Annotated in this window: 9 protein-coding genes; 5 read left to right on the forward strand and 4 right to left on the reverse strand. The window is 29.4% G+C overall.

The features are described from left to right. Positions 1-41 precede the first annotated feature (41 nt). A complete protein-coding gene (locus ACJJVK_RS00710; RefSeq protein ID WP_405562267.1) occupies positions 42-1,226 on the reverse strand; it encodes a DUF6786 family protein in 1,185 nt (394 codons plus the stop codon). A 417-nt stretch (positions 1,227-1,643) separates the two neighbouring features. On the opposite strand from ACJJVK_RS00710, the gene ACJJVK_RS00715 reads away from it, so the two are divergent. Continuing rightward, entirely contained in the window at positions 1,644-1,781 is a 138-nt protein-coding gene (locus ACJJVK_RS00715; protein WP_405562269.1) for an RteC domain-containing protein, read from the forward strand. Positions 1,782-1,917: 136 nt separating this feature from the next. Here the strand turns inward: ACJJVK_RS00715 and ACJJVK_RS00720 are convergent, their stop codons facing one another. From ACJJVK_RS00720 to ACJJVK_RS00730, 3 genes are read right to left on the reverse strand one after another with little or no spacing between them, the layout of a single operon-like run. Continuing rightward, on the reverse strand, positions 1,918-2,754 hold the full coding sequence (locus ACJJVK_RS00720) for an aspartate/glutamate racemase family protein (protein ID WP_405562271.1): 837 nt from the start codon (positions 2,752-2,754) through the stop codon (positions 1,918-1,920). 5 nt (positions 2,755-2,759) lie between these two features. Continuing rightward, positions 2,760-4,328: a sulfatase gene (locus tag ACJJVK_RS00725; protein WP_405562273.1), complete on the reverse strand. Its 1,569-nt coding sequence runs from the start codon at positions 4,326-4,328 to the stop codon at positions 2,760-2,762. Between the two features lie 53 nt (positions 4,329-4,381). Beyond that, positions 4,382-5,272, reverse strand: coding sequence for a BPSS1187 family protein (locus ACJJVK_RS00730; RefSeq protein ID WP_405562275.1), 891 nt, complete (start codon positions 5,270-5,272; stop codon positions 4,382-4,384). Positions 5,273-5,879: 607 nt separating this feature from the next. Here ACJJVK_RS00730 and ACJJVK_RS00735 point away from each other — a divergent pair. The 4 genes from ACJJVK_RS00735 to ACJJVK_RS00750 all read left to right on the forward strand — a co-directional run bounded on the left by ACJJVK_RS00735 (position 5,880) and on the right by ACJJVK_RS00750 (position 16,428). Beyond that, positions 5,880-7,259, forward strand: a complete 1,380-nt coding sequence (locus ACJJVK_RS00735) for a sugar porter family MFS transporter (RefSeq protein ID WP_405562277.1) — start codon at positions 5,880-5,882, stop codon at positions 7,257-7,259. Between the two features lie 41 nt (positions 7,260-7,300). Then, positions 7,301-11,455, forward strand: a complete 4,155-nt coding sequence (locus tag ACJJVK_RS00740) for a two-component regulator propeller domain-containing protein (protein WP_405562278.1) — start codon at positions 7,301-7,303, stop codon at positions 11,453-11,455. A gap of 428 nt (positions 11,456-11,883) precedes the next feature. After that, positions 11,884-14,868, forward strand: a complete 2,985-nt coding sequence (locus ACJJVK_RS00745; RefSeq protein WP_405562280.1) for a SusC/RagA family TonB-linked outer membrane protein — start codon at positions 11,884-11,886, stop codon at positions 14,866-14,868. A gap of 18 nt (positions 14,869-14,886) precedes the next feature. Beyond that, positions 14,887-16,428: a RagB/SusD family nutrient uptake outer membrane protein gene (locus ACJJVK_RS00750; RefSeq protein WP_405562281.1), complete on the forward strand. Its 1,542-nt coding sequence runs from the start codon at positions 14,887-14,889 to the stop codon at positions 16,426-16,428. Positions 16,429-16,506: the final 78 nt, after the last annotated feature.

Genomic DNA, 16,506 nt, shown 5'->3' on the forward strand with positions numbered 1-16,506 from the left:
TGTACAAAAAATGATTATGTTGCTTTTTAACGAACTTTAAATTAGAACATTTTTATAATCTCATCTAAGCTAACACCTAATGTTGCTTCTGAGATTTCACTTAATTCTTGTTCTTCTCCTTGTAAATGAATCGTGGTTTGGATATGAACCATAGTTTCATTAGGTTTTAATGCTGCTGCTGGTGACGAAGTTTCTAACTCATAAAAAGGTCCCATTGGAGGAACTCCTGGTTCTGGAGAACCATCATTATATGCGTTTAATACATCTCCTACATATGGTTCTTCTTGATATTCCCATGAAGAATTAACATAACCATTGGGTGCTTCTTGTATATTATAAGTTACCAAAGTCAATACTTTACCATTAGCATCATAACTACCTGCAATTCCTTGTGTTCTTTTAGCTCCCACACCTATTTTACCTCTTTTGGTTCCATCTCCTTTAAAAAACAAAACATCTTCCTTTGTTATTAAGTATTCCTCAGATATTTTCCCAAAATATGCGTCATTTACCTTTTCTCCTAATTCAATTTCATTTCCTTCTTTAAAAGGAATAACTACAATTGTTTCTGGAGATGGATTGTACATTCCCAATATCCAAATAGATGGTAACCCTGTTTCTGGAATCCATGCGACTTCTCCTGTATTTGTAATTTGATTATTTGTTTGATAACCTACAAATTCAATTTTTGTAGAAATATCTTTTTTAAGAATATTTTCTATAGATTTTTTTTCTAAAATAGTAACAGTACGTCCAATACCCATTTTAAAAATAGTTCCACTTTTATTAATTAGCTCACAACTGTGTTTAAACTTAACTGTACTTTCTGTTTTAGTTACTAAAGTAAAAGCATCTGTATCTATAACTGCAGGTGTTTTCCAATTAGAAAAATCAAAATTATCTCCTTTTTTAAAAAAAATAGAAAATTGACCACCTTCTGGCCCTAACCAAAAACGCTCTTCTCCTCCAAATACATAAATTTGATTTTCTATTCTTCCTTTACGTTCTTCTTCTGATAAAAAACCTGTCTCAATTACTTTTTTGTTAATCCATCCAAATCCAGTACCTTCAACTGAATTGGTAGTACTTGTCATAACTCGCCCTTGAAATAAAGGAGCAACAGCTACTGCACTATTATCATTTTTTAAAACAACAATATCTGTATGTTTTTGAAGAAATGATACATCTTTAGCAAAACTTCTATGTTCTTTTGTGTTTTTAGTCATAATACTAGGAATAATTGATGATTTTTAGGAATGCTAATTTGGCTCTTCTTTTTTATTATTCTTATATCTAATTCAATCAAAACTATATCTCATTTAATTATTAAGAAAACACTTTATTTCATTTTTAAGGTATTGTAAACAGCCTGAAGGCTTTTTGAGAGGTTTTATCATTAGAACTATCTAACCCACAATCATTATTATTTAGATGCTGAGTTTTTACAAGTAATTATTTGAAAGTACTGCAATCATTTCAAATAATTTATTAAAAGCTTTTGCAAAAAAAATAGAAGTATTAAGCACTATGAATGATCAATTTTTTTTATGATAATTTTAAAAATCTAGTTGAAAAAAAAAAAAATCAATCTGAAATGTAATCAGATCCGATTTAATTAAATTAATATCTTCAAACATTCAGAAGTGAAAAACATAGGAATTCTTCGAATGAAAGAAATTATACGATTTTTAGAGGATATTTTTGTTGTTGCCTTAGGGAGTTTTCAAAAAACTTATACTGAAATAAAAAACAGAACAAAAGAGAGAACTAAGTTTAAATAAATTATCAGAAAATTTAATGTAACCTCGAAAACTAAAAAAAAATTCTAGTAAAATTTAATTTTGATGGATACAGAGAACCCAATGAGTTTAAAGTCTTTATTAGAATATAATTTCTGACAAATTTATCTTTTTAAACTTATTCTTTTAAAATATAATTTACGGCTGCTTCTGAGTGTATTTTAGTAGTGTTAAAAATAGGAATTTCTAAATCATCATCAAAAATCATTAAAGGAAATTCTGTGCACCCTAACACAATACCTTCTGATCCTCTATTTACCAATTCTTGAATAACATTTAAAACATAAGTTTTAGATGCTGGTTTTATAATACCATAAGTAAGTTCTTCTTCTATAATTCGTTGTAATTCAGTAAGAATTTCTTTTTCTTCAGGCACAAAAACCTCAACATTATTATCTGCAATTCTTTTGGTAATAAAATCACCTTCCATTGTATAAATAGTACCCAAAAAACCAACACGATTAACTCCCTTATTTTTTATTGCAGTTGCAGTTGCATCTCCAATATGAATTATGGGAAGATCTAATTGTTTTTGTACAATATCAAACACTTTATGTGGTGTATTTGCACAAAACATTACTGATTTTGCTCCTCCTTTTTGTAATCCTAATGCAGCTTCTTTTAACATTTCTGCAATAGCATCCCATTTATTAATTTTTTGTAATCGATGAACTTCTGCTTGATTAATTGTGTAAACCAATAAAGGTGGATTTGTATTATTACCATAATAATCATTTATAGATTGATTTATTGCAGCATAATATTCTATAGTAGAATGCCAAGAAGTTCCACCAATCAACCCTAATTTATTCATTTCTTTGTGTGGTAATTTATTTTGTTCCATTTTTGTTTTGGTACTTTCTGATGTTTTGCTTTTGTCAGTTACTTTATCACAAGAAATAAAGAATACAAACAGTAGACAATATATTATATTTTTTAAAATTACTTTTTTCATAAATTTTATAATACACTTTTAGGCAATGCTCCCTTCCATCCTTTTGATAATTGAATAGATAGTTGTTTTACAATTTCAGCCTTATCTTCATCTGCTGCAACATTTACAGTTTCATTAACATCTACAAAATGATCGTATAATTCTGTAGCTGCAAAATCTCCTTTTTCTTTTTTAACATTGTCCCAATGATACCATTCTATATAATGGTATTGTTTGGTTTGCATAGAATACCCCATGTATTCCTGTCCGTCTTTAGATATTCTTGGTCTTCGTCTGAATTGTGTAAAAACTGCATCTTTCCATTCTAATTCTGGGTTCTTAAAAACAGGAGTTAAACTAGTCCCTTGAAAATAATCTGCTTTATTAACACCTGTTAAATCACATAAAGTAGGGAAAATATCTACCAATTCAGACAATGCTTCTATGCGTTTTCCCTCTTGCTGATGTGCTCCTTTTATAATTAAAGGAACATGAGTATCTATATAAAAATTGGTCATTTTTCCCCAACCATTATGGTCTCCTAACTTCCATCCATGATCTCCCCAAAGAACAATAACAGTATTTTCGTACAATCCTCTTTCTTTTAATCCTGCTATTAATTTACCAACACAAGCATCAATAAAACTTACACTTGCATAATAACCTCTTTTTAAAGAATCTGCATATTTTTCTGGTAAAGGTGCATCTTCTGGTCTTCCAATTTTAGTTGGGTTTGTATAAGCTCTTAACTCGTAATTTGCATTGGCAGACATTATAGGTGCATTTTTTGGCAACTTCGGATTTGCTGCAGGAGAAACGGATCCTGCAGGATATAAATCCCAATATTTTTTTGGCGCTACAAATGGTAAATGTGGTCTGTACAAACCAAGCCCTAAGAAAAAAGGTTCTTTTTTATCTTTAATTCGATCAATAGTTGCTAAAGCTAATTTTGTTTGCATAGCATCGTAATACAAAGAATCTGGAGCATCTGCACTTTCTAATGCAGGTCCTCTATTCCATCCATCACCATAAACTACTTTTCCTTTTCTTCTTTCTAATAAAATTTCTCTTTTTATTTTTTGATCTGCTAACGCTTCTGGTGTGTAATAATATGTTTCTGCATCTCTTTTAGAATATTCTTTGGTATTATATGGATAAGGCTTTAAATCTGGCTCGTCCCAAGAAATAGAATCTGGCATATAATTATGAAAAATCTTACCAATATTTACAGTATGATATCCCGCTTTTTTAAAATACTGAGGCATTGTTACAGCATTAGGATTGATTTCTCTAAACTTATCTCCCAAATGCCAAACTCTGGTAGAATCTGGCCTGTACCCCAACATTGTACTTGCTCTTGAAGGTGCACAAACTGCTGCTTGAGAATGGGTATTTAACATTACCATAGAACTTGCAGATAATGCATCTATATTTGGTGTTTTTATTTCTTTATTACCATAAGAACCTAAATCTGCTCTTAAGTCATCAATAGATAAAAAGATAATATTTGGTTTTTGTTTTAATGCTTCTTTCTTTTGTTCTTTACAAGATGTAAATAAGAGAAATGATATTAGAACTAGAAGTGATAGCCTCATATATTTTGTTTTGAACGATTTTATTTAACTTAAATGATTAAAAAACATCCATTTTAATTTCCTTTTCCTAATAACTCAATCCATTGAGCTTTATATCCTATATTTCTAACTCCATTAGAATGTCCTTTTTTTCCTTCTGGAACAGCTAAATTAAAAGGATAAATATGGTTTTCTGGAATTCCTAAGGCATCATAAGTTTCTTTAATTGTTTTCGCTTTAGGTTCTGTAACATGAAAGGTACCATACCACAAATTAGTAGGAGTTACACTCTTATTAAAATACCATTTTGCTATTTCATTTTTGGCTGCATAATCCCAACCTCCAGAAAAATCGATAACTCTTGCCACTAAATGTTCTTGTGCTATAAAAGCTGCCATCCCTCCTCCTTGAGATTGACCAGAAACAGCTATTTCACTCCATTTTGGTTTACCATCTTCTAAGTAAGCATCCCAATTACCTTCTTTATCATTTTTAGATAAATAAATTAATAATTTAGTTAGCCTACTAACTATTGCATCATGAGGTTTATCATCAATTAAAGAAAAATCGTTATCACCATAAATACGTTTTGTTCTAAATTCTGATGTACATTTAGTGTTATTTGCTAAGTTTTCTCCTCTACAAATTTGAGCAACTGCTGGTCTATTTATATAAGAAATATTAATAACATGATAACCTTGAGAAACAGCTGTTGCAAACAACTTTTTTGGCCCTCTTAGAGCTATTCCTCCTGTACCTGGCATAAAAAAAAACAATTTTCCTTGTTTAGATTTAGGATTATAAGCTACCAAATGTGGCGAATTTGCTTCTGTAATTTTTGCATCTGTATCAGAAGGTTTTACCTTTAAAACTTTGTATTCTTTTGGAAAATCAGAAAAAGATTGGGCAAAAGAAAAATTAGAAACGAAACAAATAAAAGCTAGTGAAATTAAAGGAAACTTCATTATTATAAAATTATAATTAGATTTAAAAAAGAATTAAATTGATTAAAAAAAATGGTCGAAAAAAATTAAATTTTTTGTAACAAATAAAAGCTTTTACTGTTTTTTAAACAATCATTCTTAACAAATATAAATAAATATTGCATTTTTATTAATGTTTTAAATACTTTAACATAAAAGAAGTCTTTTATTAAAAACTGCTAATCTATTTTAATTTACAAATCTCTTTATATTTTTAATATCTAAAAATTACATCCATATTAAATATTGTTTATCTTAAAACATCATCAAAAAAAGTATCTAAAATTTACACTTATATACTTACAATTATAAATCTTCTTTAAAAAAAAAAAAACACTCATTTATAAACTTATCTCTTATTTTTATTAATTAAATAATATTTTTAGAAGTATATTTTATATTTCTAAACAGCTAGCTTTTCTTAGCGTTAAAATCATAATCTTTACGTTATTTTTACCTAAAAGCAACATTTCTGTTAGTAGATGTTTATTATGTTGCACCCTTATTTAAGTTGTAAACCTATCTTTAAACATTCTTTAATTAAAGAAAAGGTCTTTTTTAAACATCATAAAATAAACAGTATTGCAAAATGAATAATGTAAAATTTTTACTATTAATAACTTCAATTAGTGCCTTAGGGGGCTTACTTTTTGGGTATGATACAGGCGTAATAAACGGAGCACAATTTTACTTAACCAAATACTTTCAACTAGATGCAGCCACAAAAGGTTGGGTAGTTGGTAGTGCCTTATTAGGGTGTTTATTTGGGGCAATTATTGCAGGCCCTTTAAGTATAAAATTAGGTAGAAAAACTTCTTTAATTATTTCTGCCATTTTATTTACCTTTTCTGCCTGGGGATCTGGATTACCTAGTTTTCTAGAAGAATCTGTAACCTTATTAGTAGTGTTTAGAATAATTGGTGGATTAGGTATTGGAATTGCTTCTATGAATGCACCTATGTATATTGCAGAAATTGCGCCTGCAGAAAAAAGAGGTAAATTGGTCACCTATTATCAATTAGCCATTGTAATTGGTTTCTTTGCCGTTTTTTTAGTCACCTATTTTATAGGAAATAATTTAACAGAAGCAGAAAACTTAGCCTTTGGTTGGCGAAGAATGTTTTGGTCTGAATTAATACCTAGTGGTTTATTTTTAAGTGCATTATTTTTGGTTCCTAAAAGTCCTAGGTGGCTTTTACTTAAAAACAAAGACGAAGAAGCTTTAGCTGTTTTAACTAAAATACATGGTAAAGACAATGCTAAAAAAGAGGTGGATGAAATAAAAAAATCTTTGGCAAAAGAAACTAAAAAAGGAAAGGTAAATTATTTATCTAAAAGTATTATTACAATCATAATTATAGGTTCTGTATTCTCTTTGCTTCAACAATTTACAGGTATAAATGCAGTTTTGTATTATGGAGCAGATATTTTCGAAAAATCTTTGGGTTTTGGTAAAGAAGATATTTTAAAACAACAAGTTTTATTAGCTTTTGTTAATTTAATATTTACATTAATAGCTATGGTAACTGTAGATAAATTTGGTAGAAAACCTCTTGTTTACATTGGTTCTATAGGTATGTTAGCTGGTTTTTTAATTCTTGGTTTTACCATTCAGCAAGAGTCAATTGGTATTTTATCTCTGTTAGGTGTTTTAATTTTTATTGGTTCTTTTGCCTTATCAATGGGACCTGTGGTTTGGGTAGTGTTATCAGAAATGTTTCCTAATAAAATTAGAAGTGTTGCTATGTCTGTTGCAGTTGCAGTTCAATGGGCAGGTAACTATGTGGTGTCTCAATCTTTTCCTATGGTTACAGTTAGCGAGGTAAATAATAATAATTTTTGGAATGGTTCTTTACCTTATTTTATTTTTTCTTTCTTTATCATAATTATAATTATTTTCACATATAAATTTATCCCAGAAACAAAAGGTAAATCTCTAGAAGAAATTGAAGCTATTTGGAGTGAATAATTTCAATAAAACTGTATAATCAATACCATCAAATTTAAAGTATGAAAAAAACCTATGTTTTAATAATCTTGTTTTTGTGCATAAAACTGTATGCTCAGAAAACTAATAAAGAATATAGTTTTGTAAACATAAAAGAAGGTATTCCTAAAGTTGCTGTTTCTTCTATTATACAAGATCATTATGGTTTTATTTGGATTGGAACAATTGGAACAGGTTTATATAAATTTGATGGTATTGATTATACTGCTTATAAATTTAATTTCGAAAACTCAAACTCTTTAAGTAGTAACCTTGTACAATGTAGTTTTATTGATAGTAAAAATAGACTTTGGTGTGGTACAGAAAACGGATTAAATCTTTACATAAGAGATTTAGACCAATTTAAAAGGGTACAAATAAATAAAACAAGCACACTTAAAGAAAATGTAACTGCTATAGAGGAAGATTCTTCTGGAAATTTACTAATAGGCACAGATAACAAAGGGCTCTATAAACTAAACATCAACACCTTAGAAGCAGACCGAATTTTAAATAGCACCTCCCCAGATTTAAGCATAAACAGTATAAAACACACAAAACAAGGCAAAACTTTTGTGGGTACAAATCTTGGATTAAAAGAGGTCGATTTTATACATAATAAATTAATACACACCAGGGTTTTTACTGGTAATAATAAATCTATTGATGCTGCTATTGAAGATCTATACATAGATAATAAAGACAATTTATGGATTGGTTTTCAAAGAGATAAAGGTGTTTATAAATGTAAATTAACTGATGATAGAAACAATAATATCATCAACCTAAAAAAATTAAACTTTACTAGTAAAAAAATCTTAAAAATCATTCAATTATCAGACTATACTATGATGATTGGAACAGAAAACGACGGGCTTTTTCACCTAGATGAAAATGATAACATCATAGAAAATTACGTTTACAACAAATCCGCAGAAAACAGCATACTTCATAATTCTATTTGGGAACTTTTTATTGATAAAAATGATAGAATTTGGCTAGGTTATTTTAATAGTGGAGTTGCTGTTAGCGACCATCTTTTTAATAAATTTAATAATCTTAAAAGTTTACCTAATAAAATCAATTCCCTAAATACAGCTTCTGTAACAAGTATTGTTAAAGATAAATCAGACAATTTATGGATTTCTACAGATGGTGGTGGTATTGATGTTTACAATCAAAAAACATCAAAAATAACACATATAAATACTCAAAACAACAAAGTATATTCTGGTTTAAACTCAGATTATATTGTAAGTTTATTTTTAGATTCTAAGAATAATTTATGGGCAGGTAGTTGGGATAATGGTATTTTTTTACTTAAAAATGGCACTAAAAAATTTCTTAATTTTAATAAAAAAAACAAACCAGATATTTTTTCATCAAACACAATTAGAAGTTTTTCTGAAGACTCTAAAGGAATTATTTGGATTGCAACTTTTTTTGAAGGGCTACATTCTTACAACCCAGCAACAAATCAATTTAAAAAACACAAGTCTAAAGAATTTTTAGAACAAAAATCTTTAAGTAATAAATTAATGACCGTTTTTGTAGATTCTGAAGATATTATTTGGGTAGGTACAGCAGACGGTTTGTTTAAAATAAAAAAGATTAATGACAACAAATTTAAAGTAGTTTCTCTTGGAGAAAGAATGCAAAAAGAATTTGGTAATTCTTCTGATGCCAGTCATATATTATACATCTACGAATCTTCTGAAAATGATATTTGGATAGGTACAAGAGGTTCTGGTCTTTGTAGATACAACAAAACTAAAGACACTTATACTTGGTATAATAAATCTAAAGGTTTAATTGAAGAAAACATTGCAGCTATAATTGAAGATAATGATAAAAATATCTGGCTTAGTGGTAATTCTGGATTAACCAAAATGGATGTAAATAATTTAGAATTTACAAATTACACATCTAATGACGGGCTTTTATCTAATGATTTTAATTTTGGGGCTGTTTTAAAAGATGAAAAAGGCATTTTGTATTTCGGTAATTTTAAAGGTTTAGACTATTTTAATCCTAAAGAAATAAAAACAAATGCTAGTATACCTTCTTTGCACCTAACAGATTTTAAACTTTTTAATGAAAAAGTTATACCAAACACAAAAAACTCGCCACTGCAAAAAGTAATCTCAGAAACAAAAAGTATTAATTTATCTCATACTCAATCTGTATTTACCATAGAATTTACAGGTTTAAATTATACAAGGCCAGAAAAAAATAATTACGCTTATTATTTAGAAGGATATGAAACTGCATGGAATTATGTTGGCAGAAAAAGAAGTGCCACTTATACAAATTTAGATCAAGGAAATTATACTTTTAAACTAAAAGCATCTAATAATGATGGCATTTGGAATGAAACACCTTTAGAACTTAAAATTACCATTTTACCTCCTTGGTGGAAAACTAACTTAGCCATAATTGCATACACACTTGCTTTTCTTTTTTGTGTATATTTATTAAACAACTTAACTCAAAAACGTGTAAAAGAAAAAGAATTACTAAAAAATGAACGCTTACAACAAACACAAAATGATGAATTAAATAAAAACAAACTTCAGTTTTTTACTAATATTTCTCATGAGTTCAGAACACCTTTAACCCTAATTATCAACCCAATAAAAGATTTAATCAACAATAAAGAACTAAACTTACCACAAAGCGTTAAAAACAAACACGCTATTATTTACAAGAACACAGACAGGCTTTATCGATTGATAAATGAATTGATGGATATTAGAAAACTAGAACATAACAAAATGAAAGTTAGAGCTAGTAAAATTAACTTAATTGCGTTTACAAAAGATTTATCTAGTTATTTTCAAGAAGAAGCTAACAAGAAAAACATTTTATTAAGTGTAGATGCAGATGTGCCAGATTTAACAGTTTGGGCAGATGAAAAAATGCTAGAAAAAATAATTTTTAACCTACTTTCTAACGCCATAAAAGCAACACCTAATGGAGGCACCATTAATATAGAACTTTTATCTAATGACAATTTATACAACTTACCTTTAATTAATGATAAAAAACCTGTAAAAGCAATAGAAATTATTATTTCTGATAGTGGTTCTGGATTAAATGAAAATGAAGTAGAAAAAATATTTGACCGTTTTTACCAAGTAGAGAATCAAAATAAAACATATATAGGTGGTACTGGTATTGGTTTAGAGGTCGTTAAAAATTTCGTTCACCTGCATAAAGGAGCTATTAAAGTAGAAAGCAAACTTAATTTAGGTACTACTTTTAAAATTTTACTTCCTATTGGTAATAAGCATTATAATGAAAACCAAATACTATCAGAAAAAAAAGAAGAAGAGTTTTTAAAAGAAGAGTTTTTGTTATTTAAACCAGAAGAAACACAAAATGAGTCCAATAAAAATACTGATTTCAATAAAACAAAAACAATTCTAATTGTAGAAGATAATGTAGAATTATTAGATTATTTAAAGCTAGAATTAGGTACAGAGTACAAAGTATTTGCCACTAGTAGTGGTACAGATGGTATAAAAATAGCTAAAGAAACATTGCCAGATGTAGTAATTACAGATGTAGTAATGCCAGAAATGGATGGCTTTCAGTTCTGTAATTTAATTAAAACAGATGCATCAACCAGCCACATACCTGTACTTATGTTAACAGCAAGAACAACAATTGAAAACAGAATAGAAGGTATAGAAAACGGTGCAGATGCATACATGGTAAAACCTTTTGATTTAAAACTATTAAAACTACGTTTATCGCAATTAATAACTAGTAGACAATTAATTTTTGATAAGTTTTTTGGCGCAATAAGTGGAGCTGAAGAAAAAATAAACTCAAATTCTATAGATAAAGAGTTTATACAAAAATTATTAGATTATATAAATGATAATATTTCTGACTCTAATTTAAGTGTAGAAGAATTAGCATCTCAATTAAAATTAAGCAGAAGTCAATTGTATAGAAAAATTAAAGCCTTAACAGGCCAAACTGTTAACGAGTTTATCAGAAAAATTAGATTAGAAAGAGCAAAACAAATTTTAGATGCAGGTAATGCAAATATTAGTGAAGCATGTTTTAGTGTAGGTTTCTCATCTCCATCTTATTTTTCTAAATGCTTTAAAGCACATTTTGGCATCTTACCTTCTGAAATAGAAACTAACAAAAATTCTAAAAATTAACATCTAATTACTATTAAATCAATTACATTTAATCACTTAATTTTTAAAAAATGCTATATATTAAATATCAACACAAAAAAGAACTATAAAACAATTGTTGCGTTAAATGAATTAAATGTAGCATAACTGTTAATTAAAGGTTAAATAGCAACAATAGTTTTAAATTCTGTTTTTTTCGTGGCAAAAAAGTTGAATTTGTTCATATACTTTTGAAGAGTACAGCAATGTCCATGAAACAAAAAAACTCAAAAAAAAAATTATTCTATGAAATCCTATTAGTAGTAATAATGTCTTTATTACTAATATTAATTTTTAATAATATTTAAGTTACTTGTTTTTTCATTGTGAATCAAAAAATTTTTACTAACCAATTAATATGAATGATGATAAAATTTAAAGTCACGATTATTGCATGCCTAATGTTATGTATGCAGAATGTTTTTTCACAAAACAAAACAATTACAGGGCAAGTAAAAGATACTTCCGGAAACCTTTTACCTGGAGTATCTGTTATGATTAAAGGAACCGAAAAAGGAACAAATACAGATTTTGATGGTAATTACTCTTTATCTAATGTTTCTGCAAATGATGAATTAATTTTCTCTTTTATAGGGATGAATTCTTCTACAATTCTAGTAGGCAATCAAACTAAAATTGATGTTGTTTTACAAGATGATTTAGAGTCTTTAGACGAAATTGTAGTTGTAGGATATGGAAGCAAGAAAAAAAGCTTGGTAACAGGTGCCATTTCTAGTATAGATTCTAAACAAATTAAAAGTTCATCTAACCAAAGAGTAGAAGCTGTTTTACAAGGTAGAACCTCTGGGGTTACTGTATCTTCTTCTTCTGGTTCTCCTGGTTCTGGTGCAAAAATTAGAATTCGTGGAGCGGGTTCTAGTGGTAACTCAGAACCTTTATTTATTGTTGATGGAATGAAAGCTTCTTCTATTGCAGATATTGCTCCTGCAGATATTGCTAATATAGAAATCTTAAAAGATGCTGCTTCTGCTGCAATTTACGGTACAGAAGGTGCAAATGGTGTAGTTATAATTACTACAAAAAGAGGTAAAAAAGGGGGGCTAAAAGTTTCATACAACAGTCAATTTGGTGTTCAATCATTAAGATCAAACATGGAGTTAATGAATGCTTCTCAATTTGTACAATACATGAACGAAGCTGGTATTACAAGTGTTGTTGATAATGGCTATGATACAAATTGGATAGACGAAACCTTTTCTACAGCTTTAATGCATAGAAATGATATAAATTTATCTGGTGCTACAGATAAATTTTCTTACTACACCTCTGCTTCTCATTTAGACCAAGATGGTATTATTAAAGGAGGTAATACTTCTTTTAAAAGAACTACATTTAGAGTAAACTTAAAAAGTGATGTTGCTAAATGGTTAGAAGTAGGTATCAATTCTACTTATTCTAATTCTGATAAAAGCGGAATTCCAGAGAATAGTGATACAAGAGGGGTAATACAAAACATGTTAATTTTAGACCCTTTAACTCCAGTAACTTATGCAGATGGGCAAGTACCACAATCTGTTATAGACAATGCAAATGATAATGGAGTACCTTTATTAAGAGATAAAAACGGTAATGTTTATGGTTACCCAAGTTATTCTACAGGAGAAGTAATAAATCCAGTAGCATATGCAAATGTAATAAACAAAACAACTGTAGATGCTTATCAATTTCTAACCTCTGCTTATTTAAAGTTTAAACCTTTTGATGGTTTTTCTTTTACAACCAGATTTGGATATGATGAAAATCAGTGGGACACTAGAAACACAATCAACCCTTATTATGTAACATCAGAAGCAGCAAATACAGCATATACAGGTTCTCAAGATATTGTAGAATCTAAAAGATGGTTGTGGGAAAACTTTGCATCTTATGAAAAAGAAGTTGGCAATCATTCCTTTAAATTATTAGCAGGATATTCTGCTGAAAATACAAGAGTAAAAACGGTAATCTCTAGAAGTGGATCAGCATCCATTGCAGATTTTAAAGGTTTCGATTTTGATTTGCCTGACTTTAATACTCAAATTAACTTAATAGACCCATCACCAGACAATATGGTTTCTATGTTTGGTAGATTCTCTTATGATTATGCTGGTAAATATTTATTTGAAGCTTCTTTAAGAAGAGATAAATCAGATAAATTTCCATCAGCAAATAAAGTGGGTACTTTTCCTGCATTTTCTGCTGGATGGGTAGTTTCTAAAGAAAATTTCTGGAAAGAAGATTCTAAATTAGATTACTTAAAACTAAGAGCTAGTTGGGGGCAAAATGGAAGTAGAAGTAACTTAAGTGGTAACTCAGACAAAACCTATATTACTTCTATTATTAACGGACAAACTATTGATTATTTAGGTAGTACAGGTGCACAAATTACAGGATATTCTAACCTTAACTTAGTTTGGGAAACATCAGAACAATTAGATTTAGGTGTAGATTTAAGAGCATTAGATAATAGATTAAACTTTTCTATAGATTACTACAAAAAAACAACTAGAGATGCAATTGTAAACGATGGTAGTTTAATTACACCTGGTTCTGCAGGTTTTGTTTCTAACGAATTTAACTCAGGAACCATAGAAAATAAAGGTTTCGAATTTGAATTGGGTTATGGAGACACCACAGAAAACGGACTTAGTTATAACATAAACGCAAACTTGTCTACCTTACAAAACGAGGTAACAGAAATCCTTTTTGTTCCAGAAGGTACATCTCTTACAGGAGCAGGTGCACCTCAAAATGCAGACGGAATTACGAGGTTTACAGAAGGGCAACCTTCTTGGTATTTTTACGGTTACCAAACCAATGGAATAGACCCAGCAACAGGAGAAGTAATTATTGTAGATACTGATGGTGTAAGTGGTATTACAAATGCCGATAAAACAAATATTGGTTCTCCACATCCAGATGTTTTATTTGGTGGTAATATTAGCTTAGGTTATAAAGCTTTCGACTTTAATTTACAGTTTCAAGGTACAATTGGTAATGATATTATTTCTACATACCACCAACCTTCTAGAGCAATTACAAACAAACCTGTACACTTTTTTAACGAAAGATGGCAAAACCCAGGTGATGTAGCTACATATCCAGGTGCAGGTAGTGTTATTGGCTCGTATCAAACAGATTTAATGGTTGAGGATGGCTCTTTTATGAGAATTAAACAAATACAATTTGGATATACTTTACCAGAGCAAATTGTAAAAAGAATTCATGCTAAAAACTTAAGAATATATGTTTCTTTTGATGATTATTTCACTTTTACAAAATACAAAGGTTTAGATCCTGAAGTTGGTAATTTTAGCTTTAACAGTATAGGAGTTGATAGAGGATTTTTCCCTACAGCAGCAAAAGCAATATTCGGATTATCTCTAGACTTTTAATAAAAAACACAACATATTATGAAAAAAATATTTTTAACAATTATTGTAGTTCTTTTCTTTGGGGTTTACTCTTGTAGTGAAGAATTTACAGAAAACCCAAGATTAAATGTACAAGATTTAGAAACATTTTTTCTTGAAGAAGAAAATGTAGAATCTGCCATTATAGGTATTTACGATTTAATGCAATTTAATTATGGTAGAGATTGGCATAGTGCTTTTTTAGTAAAACTTTTACCTGGAGATGATGCAAATGCTGCTGGTGGAAATTCAGAAGATCAAGGGCAATTACAAAACATAGATGATTATGCAAATGTGTCATCATCAAACGTATCAATTGCCAGTGTTTGGGATCTTTATTACAGAACCATATCACTTTCTAATTTAGTTATAGAAAACATTAAAGATTCTAACTTAAGCAATAAAGACAATGCATTAGCAGAAGCTAAATTTATGAGAGCTTGGTCTTACATGGAGTTAACAACCATGTTTGGCGATGTTCCTTTACGTTTAACGGTACCAACAAGTGCAGAAGAATTCGGAATAGCAAAATCTTCTAGAGCAGATATTTACGCTCAAATACAATTAGATTTAACAGACGCAATTGCTTCACTACCAGAAAAGGGTGCTTTAGCAAATAACTTTAGAGTTTCTAAAGGAGCTGCACAAGCTTTAATGGGTAAAGTATTGGTTTTTCAAGAAAAATATTCTGAAGCCATTCCTTATTTTCAAAGTGTAATTAGTAATACTGCTCACGATTTAGAAACAAATCCAGCAGATGTTTGGAGTGTAAATAATGAATTTGGTATCGAATCTTTATTCGAAATTGGTTATGTATCTACAACTTCTAGAGATTGGGGTAACCTTGCTTGGGGAGGTAGAAACGAAAGTAATTTACATATACAATTAATGGGTCCTAGAGGTGATGGAATTTTCGATCTTACTGGTACTGGTTTAATTAATGGATGGGGTTTTAACTTACCAACAAGCAAGTTAGTAAGCGCTTTTGAAACTGCTGGTGATGTAGATCGAAAAGCAGCAACATTAATGACAGAAGCAGAACTAATTGCTGCAGGTGGTGCTGTAGATGCTTCAGCAGCTTCTGGTGGTGTTATTTGGGATTATGAAGGTGCCATCAGAATTAAATACGCTACAAATCCAGATGATTCTAGCGAAGATGGAGTAAAAGAATTAAATTACAGTACCAACTTTAGATTGTTCAGATATGCAGAGGTTTTATTATTAGCAGCAGAAGCTTATAATAAAGCTGGGCAAGATGCTGCTGCAATAACTGAATTAAACAAAGTAAGAAACAGAGCTGGCTTAGCAGATATAGATGCAGCAACTTCTGGAGATGCATTGTTTGAAGCTATTGTAAATGAAAAATTCTTAGAATTAGCACACGAAGGGCAACGTTTTTGGGATTTAGTTCGTTGGGGAAAAGCAAGTACAGAATTAGCTGGTACTGGTTACTCTTCTACTAACGATTTATTTCCAATACCTATTACAGAAATTGATAAGAACAGCGAGTTAACAATCGCTGATCAAAACCCCGGCTATTAATATTTTATTTTGATTTGTTATCGTAAAGCAGTATGAAAAAATTCATACTGCTTTATTTACATTTACTAAACTTTTCAA

The organism is Polaribacter sp. Asnod6-C07 (assembly GCF_045063625.1).
GTDB lineage: Bacteria > Bacteroidota > Bacteroidia > Flavobacteriales > Flavobacteriaceae > Polaribacter > Polaribacter vadi_A.

Excerpts from the sequence above, each read along its gene's own strand:
- ACJJVK_RS00710 (WP_405562267.1), bottom strand. The coding sequence starts at position 1,226 with ATGACTAAAAACACAAAAGAACATAGAAGTTTTGCTAAAGATGTATCA.
- ACJJVK_RS00720 (WP_405562271.1), bottom strand. The coding sequence starts at position 2,754 with ATGAAAAAAGTAATTTTAAAAAATATAATATATTGTCTACTGTTTGTA.
- ACJJVK_RS00725 (WP_405562273.1), bottom strand. The coding sequence starts at position 4,328 with ATGAGGCTATCACTTCTAGTTCTAATATCATTTCTCTTATTTACATCT.
- ACJJVK_RS00730 (WP_405562275.1), bottom strand. The coding sequence starts at position 5,272 with ATGAAGTTTCCTTTAATTTCACTAGCTTTTATTTGTTTCGTTTCTAAT.
- ACJJVK_RS00735 (WP_405562277.1), top strand. The coding sequence starts at position 5,880 with ATGAATAATGTAAAATTTTTACTATTAATAACTTCAATTAGTGCCTTA.
- ACJJVK_RS00740 (WP_405562278.1), top strand. The coding sequence starts at position 7,301 with ATGAAAAAAACCTATGTTTTAATAATCTTGTTTTTGTGCATAAAACTG.
- ACJJVK_RS00745 (WP_405562280.1), top strand. The coding sequence starts at position 11,884 with ATGCAGAATGTTTTTTCACAAAACAAAACAATTACAGGGCAAGTAAAA.
- ACJJVK_RS00750 (WP_405562281.1), top strand. The coding sequence starts at position 14,887 with ATGAAAAAAATATTTTTAACAATTATTGTAGTTCTTTTCTTTGGGGTT.